This is a genomic window from uncultured Phascolarctobacterium sp. (assembly GCF_934190775.1).
Lineage (GTDB): Bacteria > Bacillota > Negativicutes > Acidaminococcales > Acidaminococcaceae > Phascolarctobacterium_A.
On record NZ_CAKPTG010000028.1, the window covers coordinates 1 to 17,221 of the forward strand.

The window sequence follows — 17,221 nt, forward strand, 5'->3', positions numbered from 1 at the left end:
TGCTCGTTAAGGCTGTTTGCTAACCTTCTTGCCTGCCCCTCGGGGAAGGTGCCGAGCGTAGCGAGGCGGAAGGGGGCGTATCTGCGTCGCAATTAAATGTTGCGCTGCGATATATTAATGGCTCGTTTAGAAAATAGAATCTTTTGTTAGGGTGTATCATGACAAAACTGGCAAATTATCTCGAAAATAAAATATGGTATATGCTGCTGTTTACCGTGGCAGTTATTCCGCTGGAGCAGGAATTCACCTCCTTTTGCGTAGCGATGACCTTTATCAGTGCAGTGCTTGTGTCGCATGTTAAGGGGCGTCCGCAGCAGGAAAATGTACTGAAGCCGTGGCAGCAGGGTGCGTTTTATGCACTGCTGCTGATTGCAGTTGTTTCGGTATATTTTTCCCTGGACAGGTTTTTGTCCTTTTGGAATCTGGTATATGTTGTAGGCCAGTATGCGGCGCTGTTTTTTGTGCTGCTGCGCTACGCCTCGGTAGGAAATAGTGAAAAGTGTATAGTGGATAGTGAAGGTTTGGCGAACACTAAACAGAACACTAAAAACAATTCACTAAACACTAACCACTATTCACTAATCACTAACTACTACAAACTATTCACTAATTTACCGCGTCCGCTGCAGCTCATCGGCGCCTTTTTAAGCGTATCGCTGCTGGTGAGTGCGATTGGCATAGCGCAGAAGATTTTTGGCGTTACGGCTGAAGGTATTTGGGTGGACCCGGCGCAGTTCCCGGATTTGAAGGTGCGCGTTTTCTCTACGCTGGTAAATCCTAATATCCTGGCTGGCTACCTGGTGCTGGTGGTGGCATACAGCACAGCCTTTTTCAACCAGACAAAGGCGTATAAAAAATGGCGTCTGGCCTTTTTGGCAACGGGACTTTTGGCAGCAGTCTGCCTGCTTTATACGTATTCACGCGGTAACTGGGTGGCCTGCGCCGTGATGCTGCTGGCCTTCTGCGTACTTTTCTGTCGTAAGGCCTTTATCCCTATCCTTGGCGGCGGTGCTGCTGCGCTGGCGCTTGGCGGGCAGGCGGTGCTGCAGCGTCTGGAATCTATCCGCGGCGGCTATGGCGGTGATACCTCGATTGCGCTGCGCATGGCGTATTTAAAGAGCACTAAGTGGATTATTGAAGAATTTCCTCTAGGTGTAGGCTGGTATGGCTATCGCTTTGTTTATCCCACGTACAATTTCTATCTGGCGGATAAAAACGTCATCATGTACCACTGCCACAATATTTTCCTGAATATCTGGGCAGAGCTGGGAGCACATGGCCTGTTGGTCTTTCTTGTTATCTGGTTCGGCATTTTTCTGCCTGCAGGCTGGAAGCTGGCCTATCATGGACGCAGCCTGTGGCTGAAGGCGATGGGACGCGGTTATGTGTTGGCAACAGTAGGCATTATTGTGGGTGGCTTAACAGATCACGTTTACTTTAATACCCAAATGGGATTACTGTTTTGGACCTTAGGTTGTTTGACACTGCTTTGCGCACGCCTGAATGAGCAGTGCGATTGAGCAAAACATATAACTATAAGGAATATTTAATATTCATAATGAGAATGAAGTAAAAAACGGAACATATATTAATGATAAGTAAGAAAATATTAAAAATTCTTTTAGAAAGCGCTAGACAAATGCATTGTTTAGTAGTATAATTACATTTGTGAAACAGTTGCTGGAAAATTCTTACTTGCAGATGATAAGAGTTATCGTTACTCCCTGTGATTGCTTACAAAATCGCAGGGAGTTATATTTTTCAGCGTTTTTTTCAGAAAATAGTAAAGAATCAAACGAATTTAAGGCGGTGCAGCTTATACCAAGCCAGGTATAAGAAAAAGCTTGCTTAGGGTATTTGAAAGGAGGAATCTTTAGTCCTTATATATTGATGAATTTGGTAAAGAATAATAAATACGGAAGGCGTGATGTAATGCATAAGTGTAATCCTCCGAGTATCCAAGAAACTATTGCTTTTCATAGAGATAATTGTGAAAGCTGGGCCCATGCTTTGGCATTAAATACTAAGTATCATGTTAGTGTAGAAGCATATGAGGAGCTGCCACCCTGGAGCCTTGTTTATAACGCTAATGGCAGTGACCATTTCCTGAAAGATAACATTATCATGCTCAAGGTCTGTGATTTGGAAAAAAGGCTTGTCTATTATCCGGTCTTTCCTGAAAAAATGGGCCTCAGACTGCTGGAAGCCTGGGAGATGCCGGTGCCACCGAAGCTGACAGCCTTTGAGCAGGATAATGAATCAGACGCTAATGTGCACCCTGCTAATCGGAGCTTGCGTAATCTTATCGCCTTTGCCCGCTTGTTTATGCTGACGCAGAGCCGTTGGCACAAGCCTATGGCCTATGGCTTCAACAATATTATTTCGCAATTATATCTTGTACCGGATACCGGAGTTTCTCCGGAGACTATTCAGCTTATTAATAACGTCATTGGTGAATATATTAATGATGATTCGCAGGAGCATTATATCAAATGTGCTAATCTGCAGGATTTTCTTGCTTATTTGAAAAACAAGTATATGCTGGTGCCATTTAAATCAGATGATTTTAGGGGATTGCGGCAATTGCTGCATAGCACTTATCCTAAGGAAAAGTTGTATTTTTAATATAGATTCTCAAGCGCAGAACCAAAATAGCAGGTGGTTCTGCGCTTTTTTTATAATGCAGCGGCAGATGCTGAAGGCCGGTATAAACTTTGGGCTTTCTTACATATTAGTTACATATTTTCTTGCCTTGCTATGATATAATAATTACATTAATGTTTATTCTATGTGAGCAGCATAGAGGAGGAGCGATTATGGCAGATAAATTTTTAGTAATAGATGGCAGCAGCCTGATACACAGAGCGTTTTTTGCGCTGCCGCCGCTGACTACGCGTCAGGGCATTCATACAGGGGCAGTTTACGGCCTGTGCAATATGCTGCTGAAGCTTTTAGATGAGGTGAAGCCGCGTTATATGGCAGTTGCCTTTGATAAATCGCGCAAAACCTTCCGCAGCAAGCTGTATGCGGAGTACAAGGCGCAGCGTAAGCCTACTCCGAGCGAGCTGAGCGAGCAGTTTCCTTTGGCAATGAAGGTTTTGGAGTGCATGGGAATCAAAACGCTGGAGCTGGACGATTACGAGGCCGATGATATCATCGGCACCTTTGCTGTGCAGGCACCGCCGGAGGTTGAGGTTATCATTGTAACCGGTGACCGCGACGAGCTGCAGCTTATCGATAAGCGTACCAAGGTTTTTTATACCAAGCGCGGTATCAGCGATATCCAGATTTTTGATGAGGCGGAATTTGCTGCCAATTACGAGGGCCTGCAGCCTAAGCAGCTGATTGAGCTGAAGGGCCTGATGGGCGATACATCAGATAATATTCCCGGCGTTCCGGGCGTTGGCCCCAAAACAGCCATGAAGCTGATTAAGGAATACGGCAATGTTGAAACTGTATTGGAGAATATCGAAAAGGTTTCCGGCAAGTCGCTGAAGACGAAGCTGACAGAAAACAAGGAATCTGCCCTGCTGTCGAAGCAGCTGGCAACAATCTGTACGGAGGCACCGGTTGATACCGCTGTGCAGACCTACGAGCTGCAGCCGCTGAAGGAGGAAGCGCGCACACTGATGCAGGATTTGGAGTTCCGCAATATGTATGAGCGTTTTGCTGCAGTGCTTGGCGGTGCACAGGAAAGCTTTGACCTTTTCGGTGAGGCGATTGAGCAGGAAGGCTTGCCGCAGGTGGCAATAAATACGCCGCAGTTGGCAGAGGAGCTTTTTGCTGCCCTGGCCCAAGCAAAGCAGCCTGTAGCAGTGCATGCACAGGTAGCAGGCCAGCTGCCGGAGCTGTACTTCAGCAGTGCTGAGCTTTTGGTGGACGATAAAATTTATGTGTTGGACGCGCAAAGCGGTTGTTGGGATAAATTCGACAGCTGGCTGGCAGATGCAAGCAGCAAAAAGATAACGATTGACAGCAAGGAGCTTTATAAATGCTGCCTGTGCCGTCAGGTGAAGGTGCAGGGAATAGCGGATGATGTTGCGCTGGCAGGCTATGTTGCCGACAGCGGCCACAGCTCCTATAGTCTGGAGGATTTGAGCCGTCGCAATCTGCCGGGCGTGCTGGCGACGCCCTGCGAAAACATGCTGCAGCTTGCTGCCAAGCTGCGCAGCCAGTTGGCTGAGCAGCAGCAGCTCAAGCTGTACGAAGAATTTGAGCTGCCGTTGGCACCGGTGCTGGCGCAGATGGAATTTGCCGGTATTATGCCGGACAAGGAGCTTTTGCTGCAATTAAGCGAGGATATGGGCCACCGCATTGCCAAGCTGGAGGCGTTGGCTCAGGAGCAGGCAGGCGAAGCATTTAACCTGAAATCTCCCAAGCAGTTGGGCGTGATTTTGTTTGAACGCTTGCAGCTGCCGGTAATCAAAAAGACCAAAACAGGTTATTCTACCGATGCCAAGGTGCTGGAAGCACTGGAGGGCAAGCATCCGCTGATTGCCACCATTCTGGAGCATCGCAAGCTGGCGAAGCTGCAATCTACCTATTTGGAAGGCCTGCAGCCGTTGATTAATCCCAAAACGGGACGCATTCATACGCACTTCCAGCAGACGGTAACGGTAACAGGCCGTTTGTCCAGCACGGATCCTAACCTGCAGAATATTCCTGCCCGTACGGAGGAAGGCAGACAGATTCGCCGTATTTTTGTTCCGGGAGCAGGCTATGACCTTTTGATGAGCTGCGATTATTCACAGGTTGAGCTGCGTATTCTGGCCTGCATTGCGCAGGATGAGCTGCTTTTGGAGGCCTTCCGCCATGGTCAGGATATCCATGCCCGCACCGCTGCGGAGGTTTTCGGTGTGCCGCTTGAGGAGGTAACGCCCGAAATGCGCAGCCGTGCGAAGGCAGTTAACTTCGGTATTGTATACGGTATCAGCGACTTTGGCCTGGCCAAGCAGCTGGATGTCGGCCGCAAGGAGGCAGCAGGCTATATTGACAGCTACTTTGAGCGCTATACCGGTGTAAAAAAATATATGGAAGATATTGTAGCCAAGGCGCGTGAGCAAGGCTATGTCAGCACGCTGATGGGACGCAGACGCTATCTGCCGGAAATCCGCAGCAGCAATTTTAACCTGCGCAGCTTTGCTGAGCGTACTGCTATCAACACCCCGATTCAGGGAACTGCCGCAGATATTATGAAGAAGGCAATGATTGCCGTACAGCGCGAGCTGGATAAGGCGCAGTGCAAGAGCAGAATCCTGCTGCAGGTTCACGATGAGCTGGTGCTGGAAGTTACCGAAGACGAAAGGGAGCAGGTAGCGCAGCTGGTGCGCACAGCCATGGAAGGAGCTGCAACCTTGGATATTCCGCTGCTGGCCGATGTTAATTGCGGTCGCGACTGGGCGGAAACAAAATAATAGATACTTTACGGAAAGAGGGGAAGACCTGTGCCGGAAATGCCTGAGGTAGAGCAGGTGCGCAAAACACTTGCGCCTCATATAGAAGGAAAGAAAATTTTAGCAGTAGAGGTATACTTGGAGCGATTGATAAAATATCCTCAGCCGGAGGATTTTATTAAAGGACTGGTGGGCAAAACCATCAGCAGCGTGGGCCGACGCGGCAAATATCTGGTGCTGCAGACTGCACCGAAGCAGCAGCTGATAGTGCATCTGCGCATGACAGGCGCGCTGTTGGCGCAGCCGTCAGCTGCACCCGCACCGGCGTATGCCAAAATCAAATTTACACTCTCTGATGACGTGACGATGTGGTTTACGGATATCCGTACCTTTGGTACGCTGTATCTGGTGACTGATAATGATACATATATTGAAGGCTTTGAAACACTGGGGCCGGAGCCGCTGAGCGAGGGCTTTACTGCCGCATATCTGTTGCCGTTGGTGCAAAAAAGCAAGAAGGCTATCAAAAGCTTTATTCTGGACCAGCAGATTATTGCCGGCCTGGGGAATATTTATGCTGATGAATGTCTGGCGCTGTCCGGCATTCTGCCTATGCGCAAAGCCTGCAGCCTGAGCGCTGCTGAGGTAGGACGCTTGTGTGAGGCAGTCAATGCGGTAATTGCACAGGGAATCAAAAATCGCGGTACAACCTTCCGCGACTATAAGGACGGCGAAGGTAATAAGGGCGATAACCAGAATCATCTGCTGGTATACGGTCGCGGCGGCAAGCCCTGCAAAAAATGCGGCGCGCTGCTGCAGACAACGAAGGTTGGCGGCAGAGGCACAGTTTATTGTGAGCATTGCCAAAGGTAGGATTGGAGAAAGAAAGAATGATAACAATTGGTTTGACGGGAGGCATTGCTTCCGGTAAAAGTACAGTTTCCGCGGAGCTGCGCAGCCTGGGACTGCCGGTTTTTGATGCGGATGCCGAGGCACGCCTGGCGGTAGCTGCAGGCAGCGCGGGACTGGCACAGGTAATTGCTGTACTGGGCAAGGAATATCTGAGTGAGGAAGGAACATTGGACAGAGCCAAGGTTGCCGAGCGCATTTTTCATGACAAGGAAGCGCTGAAGGCAGTGGAGGCGATTATCCATAAAATAGTCTGGCAGCAGGCAGAAGACTTTTTGGCAGCAAGCCGCAAGCAGGGACATAAGGTAGCAGTGCTGGATGTGCCGCTTTTGATTGAATGTGGCTGGCACAAAAATGTGGACAGCGTGTGGCTGGTATCTGTCAGCCGTCAGCAGCAGGTGGAAAGGGCGATGCTGCGCAGTGGTATGACAGCAGACGAGGTTAATGCGCGCATTGAGGCGCAGATGTCGTTGGCAGAAAAGAAAAAATATGCTGATGTAGTTCTTGATAACAGCGGCAGCCAGGAGGCAACCATGCAGGCCGTGCGCGTGCAGCTGGAGCAGCTTTTAAGCAATGAGTGTGAAGGTTAACCGCAAGGTCCGCAGCAGACGGCGCAAGAAGTCTGGTCGACTGCATAGCTGGCTGCTAATGTTTGGCGTGCTGCTGGCAGTAAGCTTTGGCTGCTGGAAGATTTGGAGCAGTGATGCTGTGCAGATGCGCTTCGTATATATGTGGGATTATCAGCAGGATATTGTGACCTACAGTAAGAAAAACGATGTGGACCCGTTTTTAGTTGCGGCCATCATCAAAAATGAAAGCAACTTTAAGCATGATGCTGTTTCTAAAGTGGGCGCTGTTGGCCTGATGCAGATTATGCCGGAAACGGGGCGCTGGATTGCTGAGCAGATGGGACTGAAGAATTATCAGGACAGCGATTTGTACCAGACCAGGACGAACATTCGCATGGGCTGCTGGTATGTGGGCGAGCTGGAGCACGAATTCCAGCATAACCTGGTGCTGCTGATGGTGGCTTATAATGCGGGGCGCGGGCAGACGCATGAATGGATGCAGGAAAATGGCTGGGACTATAATTTCAATGATGTGAAGGCTATTCCTTATCCTGATACACGTGAATATGTTGCCAAGGTGCTGCAGGATCGGGATAAATATTATCTGCTTTATAAGGATAAGCTGAAATAATAGAGCAGAAACTTTTTTAGAAAAATTTTCGTCAGGTTACTTGACGAACGCGTCAGAGTATGCTATTATATCTATGTTGCTTATGACAGCAACGAAGTGCATAAAGCATGCGGTAGTGGCGGAACGGCAGACGCGCTAGCCTCAGGAGCTAGTGGGGGAGACCCCGTGGAGGTTCAAATCCTCTCTACCGCACCATTTTTATTTATGAACTTTATCCCAAAGACGCGGTCGTGGTGGAACGGCAGACACGCCACTTTGAGGGGGTGGTGGGAGAAATCCCGTGTGGGTTCAAATCCCACCGACCGCACCAATGTTGAACTATTGAGGACTTATGTTAACGCATAAGTCCTTTTCTTGTTTTTAGGCTTCAAAATTTTATAGAAAAAATTCAAAAATAGTGTTGACAAGACATGCAGTATGTGTTATTATATCTATGTTGCTTACAACGGCAACGAAAAGCATAAAGCATGCGGTAGTGGCGGAACGGCAGACGCGCTAGCCTCAGGAGCTAGTGGGGGAGACCCCGTGGAGGTTCAAATCCTCTCTACCGCACCATTTAAATCTCAGGTCTAAGAGCAGGGCTCTTGGGCTTTTTTGTTTTGCTTGCGAAAGCTCTGTAAGTATGAGAAAATGTAAGCATAGTATGAGCTTCTTGAATAATTATCTAAGGGAGTGTGTGCTTATGGCATTTGATCAATTGCAGAATATCAATAAAAAGACTGTAGCTGTGTGTGTGGCGGCGCTGCTGATAGGCTTTATCGCCGGTGCCGGCTATGCCTGGAGCGGCAATAAGACTCCGACGCATTATAATGCGGCAAGGCTTACGAGCGAGCTGCATTATGCCAAGGTGGAAAGCGGCAGACAGCAGTGTATTGTGCAGCGTGATAAGGCTGCTATGTACAGTGATCCTTCAGGGTTACGCGGTAAGGTTATTGATTATTTATCTGCGGGAGTCAAGGTTGATTATGTCGATACAGTTTCCAGCCAGGATAAGGATGAACGCTATGCTGTTGTGGAGCAGCAACTGCAGTTCCGCAGGTTTTTCGGAAGACGGCATATTATTCCTGCAGGCACGCAGGTGCTGATTCTGCAGCCAGACAAAGGTAATGGTGAAACCAGGGGACGTGTTTATGTTGACGATAAAGAATATGACCTTGATTTTTCTACTAATATGTTGCGCTTTCCGTATGTTGGTCAGTGGAAAAAGGTTGAATTCAATGGTAAGCCGGGCTTTGTAAAATATAATGAGCTTTCGGATGCGAAGCTGATGTGAGGTGGGCACGATGAGTAATAAGCTGGTAACGAGAATTGTGGCGTTGCTCTGCCTGCTGGCAGGCTTTGCCATTGGTATGAATATTTTGGGGCTGAAGGACAGAAGCTACAGCGTGAAGGAGGGCGACTGCTTTTATAAGGAGCCTTCCGTGACTGCGCAGCTGGCGGATAGCTTCAGTAAGGGCGAGGAACTGGATGTGACAGATAAGCTGGAGCTTGCAGCGCCTACGGCAGTAAAGGTGCTGCAGACTAAGATAGTAGAGGATAAAAACCGCACTAAATATCAGCTGCGTGAGGGCGATGTTTATAAGCTGGCGGAAGCACGTATGGATAAGGCGAATACTCCCTGCGTTATTGAGGTGCAGACGGTGAAGGGCGCAACTGCTAAGCTGGATGTTGACAAGGCCTTGCTGCAGCCGGTTGATGAAGGCACGTGGCTGCAGGTGCGCAGCAAGGGCGGAGCCGGTGCCTGGGTGCGTGTGCAGAGCCAGTGGTATTAGGAGATTTCCGACACATAACGCTTGCAGCAGTTCATTATGAGCTGCTGCTTTTTTACTTTTATCGAAGGCATCGTTCACTTTAGACTTGACTTTTGGTTAACCTAGTGTTACTCTTTGCATATCGGAGTGTCTGTACAGACATACTTTAGACTGATAACGAAGAGTATTAAGAGAATCGGAGAGGATGATATATATGCGTAAACGTATTTTGGAGCTGCTGCGAAACAGTAAGGGGACACCGGTTTCCGGTGAAGAGATTTCCAAGGAGCTGGAGGTTTCGCGCACTGCTATCTGGAAGCATATCCAGGCATTGAAGAACGAGGGCTACGAGATTGAGTCTGTGCCTAAGCGTGGTTATATTCTGCGCGAGGTGCCGGACCGTCTGTTTCCGCAGGAAATTTTGTCCCGCCTGCATACCAAATGGCTGGGACGTAATATCTGCTACCGTGACAGTGTTGATTCCAGCAACAATCTTGCTAAAGCATTGGCCAACGAAGGCTGCGAAAACGGTCTGCTGGTAGTAGCGGAGGAGCAGGGTGCAGGCAAGGGACGTTTATCCCGCGGCTGGATTTCCCCTTATGCGAAGGGCATCTGGTTTTCCGTGGTGCTGAAGCCGCCGTTCCTGCCGCAGGAGGCTTCCAAATGTACGCTGCTCGCAGCTGTTGCTGTAGTTAAGGCTATCAACAAAATCGCCGGTGTTCACGCTGCTATCAAATGGCCTAATGATGTGCTTTTGCTGGGACGCAAGCTTGTAGGCATCCTGACGGAGATGAATGCCGAATTCGGTCATATCAATTATGTAGTTATCGGCACCGGCATCAACACCAACGCTTCTCCCGAGGATTATCCCGAAGAAGTACGCGACCTGGCTGTTTCCGTGGCTGATGCCGCAACGGAGCCTTTTACCAGAGTGGAGCTGTTGTGCGATATCCTCAAAAATATGGAGGATTTATATGAAACTGCGGTACAGGAAGGCTTTGGCCCGGTGTTTGAAGAATGGCGCCGTTATTCCTGCACCTTAGGTCAGGAGGTAAAGGTTATTGCTCCGGATATGACTTATTTCGGTACGGCCGAGGATATTGATGAAGAAGGTCTGCTTATTGTACGCCGCGAGGACGGCAGCAAGGAAAAGGTTGTTGCCGGTGATGTTTCTATCCGTCCGGCGAAGGCTAAGGGAAATGAGTACGCGTAAAAAGCCGAGCGTTAAATAGCTACAATTTCTTCTTGCAATATTTCCGCTTTGTGGTAAAATAAAAAAGGCTTTTATGCCGTATTTTGCGAATGGAACGCAGATTTCCGAGGAGGATCTTAGAATGTTACTTGTTGTGGATGTAGGAAATACAAACATCGTAGCCGGTGTTTTCGAGGATAAGACTTTAAAGGTACACTGGCGCTTTTCTACAGACCGTTCTAAAACTGCAGATGAATTTGGTATTATGCTGCGCAGCATGTTTGCTTATAGTGATGTGGAAATGGATAAGATTTCTTCCGTCATTATTTCCAGTGTTGTGCCTCCGGTGCTGATTCCCTTGTGCCACATGTGTGAGCGCTATTTCGGTATTAAACCGATGGTTGTAGGACCCGGCGTTAAAAACGGCATTTTCATTAAATACGATAATCCCAAGGAGGTTGGTGCAGACCGTATTGTCAACGCTGTGGCAGCCTTCCATAAATTCAGTCATCTGGGCAGACCGATGATTATCATTGATTTCGGTACTGCCAACACCTTCTGTGCTTTGCTGCCGACAGGTGAATACTTGGGCGGTGCTATTGCGCCCGGCATCGGCATTTCTACAGAAGCGCTCTTCCAACGTGCGGCAAAGCTGCCGCGTATCGAGCTCGTTAAGCCTAAATCCGTAATCTGCCGCAATACTGTAAGCTCTATGCAGGCAGGTGCTATTTACGGCTTCGTAGGTCAGATGGAGGGCATTGTCAACCATATGAAGAAGGAGCTCGGCGGCGATGCTTATGTTATTGCTACCGGCGGCTTTGCCAATACTATGGCTGCAGAATCTGATTGTATTGATGTTGTAGAACCGTTCCTGACCTTGGATGGTCTGCGCATTCTGTACGAAAAAAACGCTAAATAAGAGCAGGATTGATTCCGTCGCTCGTGAAAAAAGTTGAAGCTGTCGTGAGTAGCGTTTTGCTGCGCGGCAGCTTTTTTCGATAGGAGTTATTTTTATGAATATTGGTAATATAGAGCTGTCTGCACCGTTGGCGCTGGCGCCGATGGCAGGCATTACGGATTTGCCGTTCCGCCTGATCTGCCGCCGTTTGGGCTGCGGTATGACCGTGTCGGAGATGGTTAGCGCCAAGGGCCTGCTGTATAAAAACGTCAAGACTACCGAAATGCTGCGCATTGATGATGGTGAGCGCCCTACGGCCATCCAGCTGTTCGGCAGCGTGCCTGCGGAGCTGGCGGAGGCTGCACGCATGGTAGAGGCCAGCGGTGCTGATATGATTGATTTCAATATGGGCTGCCCTGTGCCGAAGATTGTCAATAACGGTGAAGGCTCGGCGCTGATGAAGAATCCGCAGCTGGCGCATGATATTCTGGCGGCGATGGTGAAGGCTGTCAAGATTCCGGTGACGGTAAAGTTTCGCGCGGGCTGGGACGATGCCAACCGCAACGCGGTGGAGATTGCGCGTGCCGTGGAGGCAGCAGGCGTGAGCGCTGTTGCCGTACACGGACGTACACGCCAACAGTTTTACGAGGGCAAGGCCGATTGGAGCATTATTGCTGACGTGAAGCAGGCCGTGAAGGTGCCTGTGTTTGGCAACGGCGACATCTTTACGGTAGCAGACGGATTGCGGATGCTGGAGCAGACAGGCTGCGACGGCCTGATGATCGGACGCGGCGCTGACGGCAACCCCTGGCTGTTTACCGCACTGGCGGCAGCACTGCGCGGCGAGCCGCTGCCGCAGCCGCCTTCTTTGAAGGAGCGTCTGGCGCAGGCGTCAGAGCATCTGGCTATGCTTATCGATTACAAGAACGAAGTGGTTGCGGTCAAGGAGATGCGTCGCCATATTTCTGCTTATCTTAAAGGTATGCCGCATGCTGCAGAATTCAGAGGACGCTTTCATAAGGTTGATACGCAGGAGCAGTTTACGGAGCTGCTGGCAGAATACAGCGAATGCGCGCATCGCTATTATGAAACAGAAAAACATTTTGCATCTGACATTGTCTAAGACGCACAAATATGTTAAAATAATAATTTGTAAAAGAAGCATTTAGGGAGTTAAAAACATGGAAGCAGCTAACAAAGCAAAACATGTAGTAAGTATCAGTCTGGGGTCATCTAAACGTGATGCCGGCGCCATATTGGAACTGGGAGGAAGCAAAATCAGCATCGAACGCCGGGGAACCGACGGCGATTTTGACAGAGCACGTCAGCTCCTGGAGCGCTGGGACGGCAAAGCGGATGCCATCGGTCTGGGTGGTACGGATTTATATGTTTATGCAGGAAAAAAGCGTTATACCTTCCGTGAATCGGCTCATCTGATTGCTAATGTAAAAAAAACACCGGTTTTGGATGGCAGCGGCCTGAAAAATTCGTTGGAGCGGAAGCTGATTAAAACGCTTGCGGCCGGCGGCAAGGTGCCGATAAAGGCCAGCAAGGTGCTGATGGTCTGCGGCGTGGACCGCTTCGGTATGGCGGAGGCCTTGCTGGAGGCAGGCGCTAAGGTAACCTTTGGCGACCTCATTTTCGGGTTGAATGTCAATAAGCCGTTATATTCGCTGAAGGCGCTTGCCTGGTGGGCAGCGCTGCTGGCGCCGCTAATTACCAAGCTGCCGGTAAGCTGGTTTTACCCCATGGGCAAGGACCAGGAATCGCGGGTAGTGCGTCATCCGGAATATTTTCTGGAGAACGATATCATTGCCGGTGATTTTCATTATATAAAAAAGTTTATGCCGGATAAGCTGCCGGGAAAAACGATTATTACTAATACAGTTACTGCTGCTGATAGAGTGATGCTGCAGGAGGCGGGAATCAAAATGCTGATTACGACAACTCCCTGTATTCAAGGACGCAGCTTTGGCACCAATGTTATGGAGGCCATGCTGGTTGCATTGCACGGCGGTAAAGGACCGCTCACGGCGGATGAATATCTGAAGCTTTTAGAGCATTATCATATAGAATCTTCTGTTGAGTACTTTGGTACGAAGGAGTAGTTTGTTTTTATGGAAAAATTTGCTTTTATTCTACATCCATTATCCCTGCAGGATATGGAACATTTATCACCTTTGATGAGGTATATCCCCAATCCGATAATCGAAGCCTGTCTGAAAATGAAGAAGCCGTTCAAGGTTTCACATATTACCGGCATCAAGAGTCCTTATGCTGAAGCTGAAGGCTGGTTTATCGGCTGTCCGCTGACTGCTAAGCAGATGGTGGAACTGCCTGAGGAATTTGTTATGGACAGAATCATCGAGTCCGGCAAGGTTGCTCAGGAGCTGGGAGCCAAGATTGTCGGCCTGGGTGCTTTCACTTCTATTGTCGGTGATGCAGGCATTACTGTAGCCAAAAATCTGGATATAGCAGTTACCAGCGGTAACAGCTATACCGTTGCTACCGCTATCCAGGGCACTAAGCAGGCTGCCAGAATGATGGGCAAGGACCTGAAGGAATGTCGTGCTGTCGTAGTTGGTGCTACCGGCTCGATTGGTGCTGCTTCCGTACGTCTGTTGGCCAAAGAGGTTAAGCATATTACACTTGTTGCCCGTCACATGGGACCGCTGGAGGAGCTGGCGCAGGAGCTTATTGAGCAAAATCATTGCGAGGTTGCCGTAAGCCAGGATATTCGCACATCTCTGCAGGAGGCTGACATTGTTATTACCGTAACCAGCGCGCTGGACTTTTTGATTGAGCCTGGCGACCTGAAGCCTGGCGCTGTAGTATGCGATGTTGCGCGTCCGCGTAACGTATCGCGTGAGGTATCGCTGCAGCGTAACGATGTGCTGGTAATCGAAGGTGGCGTCATTAACGTGCCCGGTAACGTAGATTTTCATTTCAACTTCGGCTTCCCGCCGCATACATCCTATGCATGCATGGCAGAAACTATGATTCTGGCACTGGATGGCCGTTATGAAAACTTCTCCCTGGGCAGATCTCTGGATATCAACAAGATTAATCTTATTTCTCAGCTGGCAGATAAGCATAATTTCAAGATGGCGGGCTTCCGTAATTTTGAACGTGCTGTTTCTACGCAGCATATTGAGGAAGTCAAGCATAATGCCCAGCATGCGCTGGCAGTGCATGGCTGCTGATATTGACAAGTAAATCCGGCAACTATTATAATCAGTATATGCGTTTAAGTAAATTTTTATATAAATAATGATAAAGGAGCAGGAACATGGCAAGCAAAGAAACTATTTTAACAGCTGAAGGCTTAAGAAAATTACAAGAAGAATTAGCTCAACGTAAGGGCGAAATCCGTGAAGAAATCGTTGAACGTCTGAAAGAAGCAAGAGCACAGGGCGACTTGAGCGAGAACTCCGAGTACGATCAGGCAAAGGAAGACCAAGGTAAAAACGAAGGCCGTATTCTGGAGCTGGAGCAGATGATTAAAACTGCTACCATCATCGATGACAGTGCCAGCAAAGCAGCAGGTGTTGTATCTCTTGGTTCTACTGTACTGCTGAAGGACGTAGAAACCGGTGATGAAGAAACCTACACTATCGTTGGTACTACTGAAGCAGATCCGTTCGAAAACCGTATTTCCAACGAATCCCCTGTAGGTGCAGCTATTCTGGGCCGCAAGGTTCATGATGTTGTTATCACTAAAACCCCTGTAGGTGAATTGTCCTACGAAATCGTGGAAATTAAATAATAAGGAGAAGGGCGACAATGGCAGAGGTAAAGAATAAACCTAATACAGAAGAAGCTGCAGTGCTTACTGAAAACGAAATCAACGAGCAAATGCAGGTCCGCATTGACAAGATGCATAAAATTGAGGAGCATGGCTGGAAGCCTTTCGGCTATCGCTTCCTGTACACTCATCGTGCAGCAGATATCGCTGCGCAGTTCGATGAGCTGTCCGAAAAAGAAACTGAAGTAAAAATGGCTGGCCGTATTATGGCTATCCGCGGCCACGGCAAAACCTGCTTCATGGATATGCAGGATAAGACTGGCCGTATCCAGGTATATGTACGTAAGGACGTTATCGGTGAAGAAAACTATGCGCTGATTAAGCTGATGGATATCGGAGATACTGTAGGTATTACCGGTACTGCTTTCCGCACCCATATGGGCGAGCTATCTATCAAAGCAAGTTCCGTAGAAATGCTGTCCAAATCCCTGCGTCCGCTGCCGGAAAAATGGCATGGACTTAAGGACGTTGAAACCCGTTACCGTCAACGTTATGTTGATCTGATTGTTAATCCGGAAGTGCGTGATACCTTTGTAAAACGCAGCCAGATTATCAGAAGTGTACGCGAGGTTCTCGACAGCCATGATTTCCTGGAGGTAGAAACCCCTATTCTCAACACCATCGCAGGTGGTGCTGCTGCACGTCCGTTTATCAGCTATCATAATGCTCTGGATATGCAGGTTTATATGCGTATTGCGCCTGAGCTGTACCTCAAACGCCTTATAGTTGGTGGTATGGACCGCGTATATGAAATGGGCCGCGTATTCCGTAACGAGGGCATTGATAACCGTCATAATCCGGAATTCACCAGCGTAGAGATTTATCAGGCATTTGCTGATTACCGCGATATGATGGACCTGACTGAAGAGGTTGTTGTTAAGACTGCTGAGAAGGTTCTTGGCACTACCACTATCAATTATGAAGGCACTACAATTGAGCTGGCTTCTCCCTGGAAGCGTATGAGCATGATTGAGGCAGTAAAAGAATATTCCGGCAAGGACTTTACTAACGTAACCGATCTGGAAGAAGCACGCGCTATTGCTAAAGAGCTGAATGTGGCTATTGAGCCTTCCTTTGGCATTGGCAAAATTATCAACGCCTGCTTCGAAGAATATGTTGAAGATAAGCTGATTCAGCCTACCTTTATTACCGGTCACCCGAAAGAAATTTCTCCGCTGGCAAAGAGCAACCCGGAAAACCCCGAAATCACCGATCGTTTCGAGGCTTATATCTATGGCCGCGAAATCTGCAACGGCTTTACCGAATTGAACGATCCTATCGACCAGAAGGAGCGTTTCTTAAAGCAGGTTGAAGAACGTGCTAACGGCGACGAAGAAGCAAATATGATGGACGAGGACTTTGTCAACGCCCTGGAATACGGTCTGCCTCCGACAGGTGGTTTAGGCATTGGTATCGACCGTCTGGTAATGTTTTTGACCAACAGCTCTACCATTCGTGACGTACTGTTCTTCCCGACCATGAAACCGTTGGGCAAGGCTGTAAGCGAGAAGCCTGACTTTATGCAGGCTCCTGCTGTTGCTGCACCCGTAGAAGAGGCTAAGGAGGAAACTATCGATTTCTCTAAGGTTGTTATTGAGCCTGCCTATGAAGAATATGTTGACTTTGACACCTTCTGCAAGTCCGATATCCGTGTTGTTAAGGTTAAAGAATGTACCGCTGTACCCAAGAGCAAAAAGTTGCTGAAATTTGTTCTGGATGACGGTACCGGTACCGATCGTGTAATTTTGAGCGGTATCCATGCATTCTATGAGCCTGAAGAGCTGGTAGGCAAGACTCTGGTTGCTATTGTTAACCTGCCGCCGCGCAAAATGATGGGTATTGACTCCTGCGGTATGCTGCTGTCTGCTATCCATGAAGAGGAAGGCGCAGAGAAGCTGAACCTTATTATGGTAGATAAGCGTATCCCGGCTGGTGCACGTTTGCACTAAAACTAAAGATATTTTGGCGCTATGCGAAAGCATAGCGCCTTTTTTTCGGTTCTTTGTCAAGTTTTGGGGTTTTTAATAATTTAGCACCCTGAAATCTGTAAAATTACTCTTTACAACTTAAATA

At 48.6% G+C, this 17,221-nt stretch carries 15 protein-coding genes and 3 tRNA genes; all 18 read left to right on the top strand.

Translation table 11 applies throughout. From position 1 onward, the window contains the following. Nucleotides 1–158: 158 nt before the first annotated feature. The 18 genes from Q0G26_RS11060 to lysS all read left to right on the top strand — a co-directional run bounded on the left by Q0G26_RS11060 (nucleotide 159) and on the right by lysS (nucleotide 17,097). Nucleotides 159–1,520 carry an O-antigen ligase family protein gene (locus Q0G26_RS11060; protein ID WP_293830633.1) on the top strand — a complete coding sequence of 454 codons (1,362 nt, stop codon included), beginning with the start codon at nucleotides 159–161 and terminating at the stop codon, nucleotides 1,518–1,520. Between the two features lie 490 nt (nucleotides 1,521–2,010). After that, a complete protein-coding gene (locus tag Q0G26_RS11065) occupies nucleotides 2,011–2,625 on the top strand; it encodes a hypothetical protein (protein ID WP_293830635.1) in 615 nt (204 codons plus the stop codon). 191 nt (nucleotides 2,626–2,816) lie between these two features. Further along, entirely contained in the window at nucleotides 2,817–5,414 is a 2,598-nt protein-coding gene (gene polA / locus Q0G26_RS11070; protein ID WP_293830636.1) for a DNA polymerase I, read from the top strand. 39 nt (nucleotides 5,415–5,453) lie between these two features. Continuing rightward, the gene (gene mutM / locus Q0G26_RS11075) at nucleotides 5,454–6,266 is read left to right on the top strand and encodes a bifunctional DNA-formamidopyrimidine glycosylase/DNA-(apurinic or apyrimidinic site) lyase (RefSeq protein WP_293830657.1); all 813 of its coding nucleotides are present in this window, start codon (nucleotides 5,454–5,456) and stop codon (nucleotides 6,264–6,266) included. Between the two features lie 17 nt (nucleotides 6,267–6,283). Beyond that, a complete protein-coding gene (coaE, locus tag Q0G26_RS11080; protein WP_293830639.1) occupies nucleotides 6,284–6,892 on the top strand; it encodes a dephospho-CoA kinase in 609 nt (202 codons plus the stop codon). Then, nucleotides 6,876–7,502 carry a lytic transglycosylase domain-containing protein gene (locus tag Q0G26_RS11085; RefSeq protein WP_293830641.1) on the top strand — a complete coding sequence of 209 codons (627 nt, stop codon included), beginning with the start codon at nucleotides 6,876–6,878 and terminating at the stop codon, nucleotides 7,500–7,502. The genes coaE and Q0G26_RS11085 overlap by 17 nt, the downstream gene beginning before the upstream one ends. Before the next feature lie 109 nt (nucleotides 7,503–7,611). Then, a tRNA-Leu gene (locus tag Q0G26_RS11090) sits at nucleotides 7,612–7,697 on the top strand. 29 nt (nucleotides 7,698–7,726) lie between these two features. Next, a tRNA-Leu gene (locus Q0G26_RS11095) sits at nucleotides 7,727–7,812 on the top strand. 159 nt (nucleotides 7,813–7,971) lie between these two features. Further along, a tRNA-Leu gene (locus Q0G26_RS11100) sits at nucleotides 7,972–8,057 on the top strand. A 127-nt stretch (nucleotides 8,058–8,184) separates the two neighbouring features. Continuing rightward, nucleotides 8,185–8,775 (top strand): hypothetical protein, encoded by a 591-nt coding sequence (locus Q0G26_RS11105; RefSeq protein WP_293830644.1) that lies wholly within the window; start codon nucleotides 8,185–8,187, stop codon nucleotides 8,773–8,775. Nucleotides 8,776–8,785: 10 nt separating this feature from the next. Then, nucleotides 8,786–9,274, top strand: coding sequence for a hypothetical protein (locus Q0G26_RS11110; protein WP_293830646.1), 489 nt, complete (start codon nucleotides 8,786–8,788; stop codon nucleotides 9,272–9,274). A 193-nt stretch (nucleotides 9,275–9,467) separates the two neighbouring features. Next, nucleotides 9,468–10,466: a biotin--[acetyl-CoA-carboxylase] ligase gene (locus tag Q0G26_RS11115; protein ID WP_293830648.1), complete on the top strand. Its 999-nt coding sequence runs from the start codon at nucleotides 9,468–9,470 to the stop codon at nucleotides 10,464–10,466. 121 nt (nucleotides 10,467–10,587) lie between these two features. Further along, on the top strand, nucleotides 10,588–11,364 hold the full coding sequence (locus Q0G26_RS11120; RefSeq protein WP_293390355.1) for a type III pantothenate kinase: 777 nt from the start codon (nucleotides 10,588–10,590) through the stop codon (nucleotides 11,362–11,364). Between the two features lie 94 nt (nucleotides 11,365–11,458). After that, a complete protein-coding gene (gene dusB / locus Q0G26_RS11125) occupies nucleotides 11,459–12,466 on the top strand; it encodes a tRNA dihydrouridine synthase DusB (RefSeq protein ID WP_293830650.1) in 1,008 nt (335 codons plus the stop codon). Between the two features lie 58 nt (nucleotides 12,467–12,524). Then, nucleotides 12,525–13,451, top strand: coding sequence for a quinate 5-dehydrogenase (locus Q0G26_RS11130; RefSeq protein ID WP_293830652.1), 927 nt, complete (start codon nucleotides 12,525–12,527; stop codon nucleotides 13,449–13,451). A 9-nt stretch (nucleotides 13,452–13,460) separates the two neighbouring features. Then, nucleotides 13,461–14,546, top strand: a complete 1,086-nt coding sequence (locus Q0G26_RS11135) for an NAD(P)-dependent oxidoreductase (RefSeq protein WP_293830654.1) — start codon at nucleotides 13,461–13,463, stop codon at nucleotides 14,544–14,546. A gap of 86 nt (nucleotides 14,547–14,632) precedes the next feature. Next, entirely contained in the window at nucleotides 14,633–15,109 is a 477-nt protein-coding gene (greA, locus tag Q0G26_RS11140) for a transcription elongation factor GreA (RefSeq protein ID WP_293830655.1), read from the top strand. 17 nt (nucleotides 15,110–15,126) lie between these two features. Beyond that, a complete protein-coding gene (gene lysS / locus Q0G26_RS11145) occupies nucleotides 15,127–17,097 on the top strand; it encodes a lysine--tRNA ligase (RefSeq protein ID WP_366517774.1) in 1,971 nt (656 codons plus the stop codon). Nucleotides 17,098–17,221: the final 124 nt, after the last annotated feature.

Bases quoted from the DNA above. Each gene is read 5' to 3' on its own strand.
- Q0G26_RS11060 (WP_293830633.1), top strand. From the start codon at position 159: ATGACAAAACTGGCAAATTATCTCGAAAATAAAATATGGTATATGCTG.
- polA (WP_293830636.1), top strand. From the start codon at position 2,817: ATGGCAGATAAATTTTTAGTAATAGATGGCAGCAGCCTGATACACAGA.
- mutM (WP_293830657.1), top strand. From the start codon at position 5,454: ATGCCTGAGGTAGAGCAGGTGCGCAAAACACTTGCGCCTCATATAGAA.
- coaE (WP_293830639.1), top strand. From the start codon at position 6,284: ATGATAACAATTGGTTTGACGGGAGGCATTGCTTCCGGTAAAAGTACA.
- Q0G26_RS11085 (WP_293830641.1), top strand. From the start codon at position 6,876: ATGAGTGTGAAGGTTAACCGCAAGGTCCGCAGCAGACGGCGCAAGAAG.
- Q0G26_RS11105 (WP_293830644.1), top strand. From the start codon at position 8,185: ATGGCATTTGATCAATTGCAGAATATCAATAAAAAGACTGTAGCTGTG.
- Q0G26_RS11110 (WP_293830646.1), top strand. From the start codon at position 8,786: ATGAGTAATAAGCTGGTAACGAGAATTGTGGCGTTGCTCTGCCTGCTG.
- Q0G26_RS11115 (WP_293830648.1), top strand. From the start codon at position 9,468: ATGCGTAAACGTATTTTGGAGCTGCTGCGAAACAGTAAGGGGACACCG.
- Q0G26_RS11120 (WP_293390355.1), top strand. From the start codon at position 10,588: ATGTTACTTGTTGTGGATGTAGGAAATACAAACATCGTAGCCGGTGTT.
- dusB (WP_293830650.1), top strand. From the start codon at position 11,459: ATGAATATTGGTAATATAGAGCTGTCTGCACCGTTGGCGCTGGCGCCG.
- Q0G26_RS11130 (WP_293830652.1), top strand. From the start codon at position 12,525: ATGGAAGCAGCTAACAAAGCAAAACATGTAGTAAGTATCAGTCTGGGG.
- Q0G26_RS11135 (WP_293830654.1), top strand. From the start codon at position 13,461: ATGGAAAAATTTGCTTTTATTCTACATCCATTATCCCTGCAGGATATG.
- greA (WP_293830655.1), top strand. From the start codon at position 14,633: ATGGCAAGCAAAGAAACTATTTTAACAGCTGAAGGCTTAAGAAAATTA.
- lysS (WP_366517774.1), top strand. From the start codon at position 15,127: ATGGCAGAGGTAAAGAATAAACCTAATACAGAAGAAGCTGCAGTGCTT.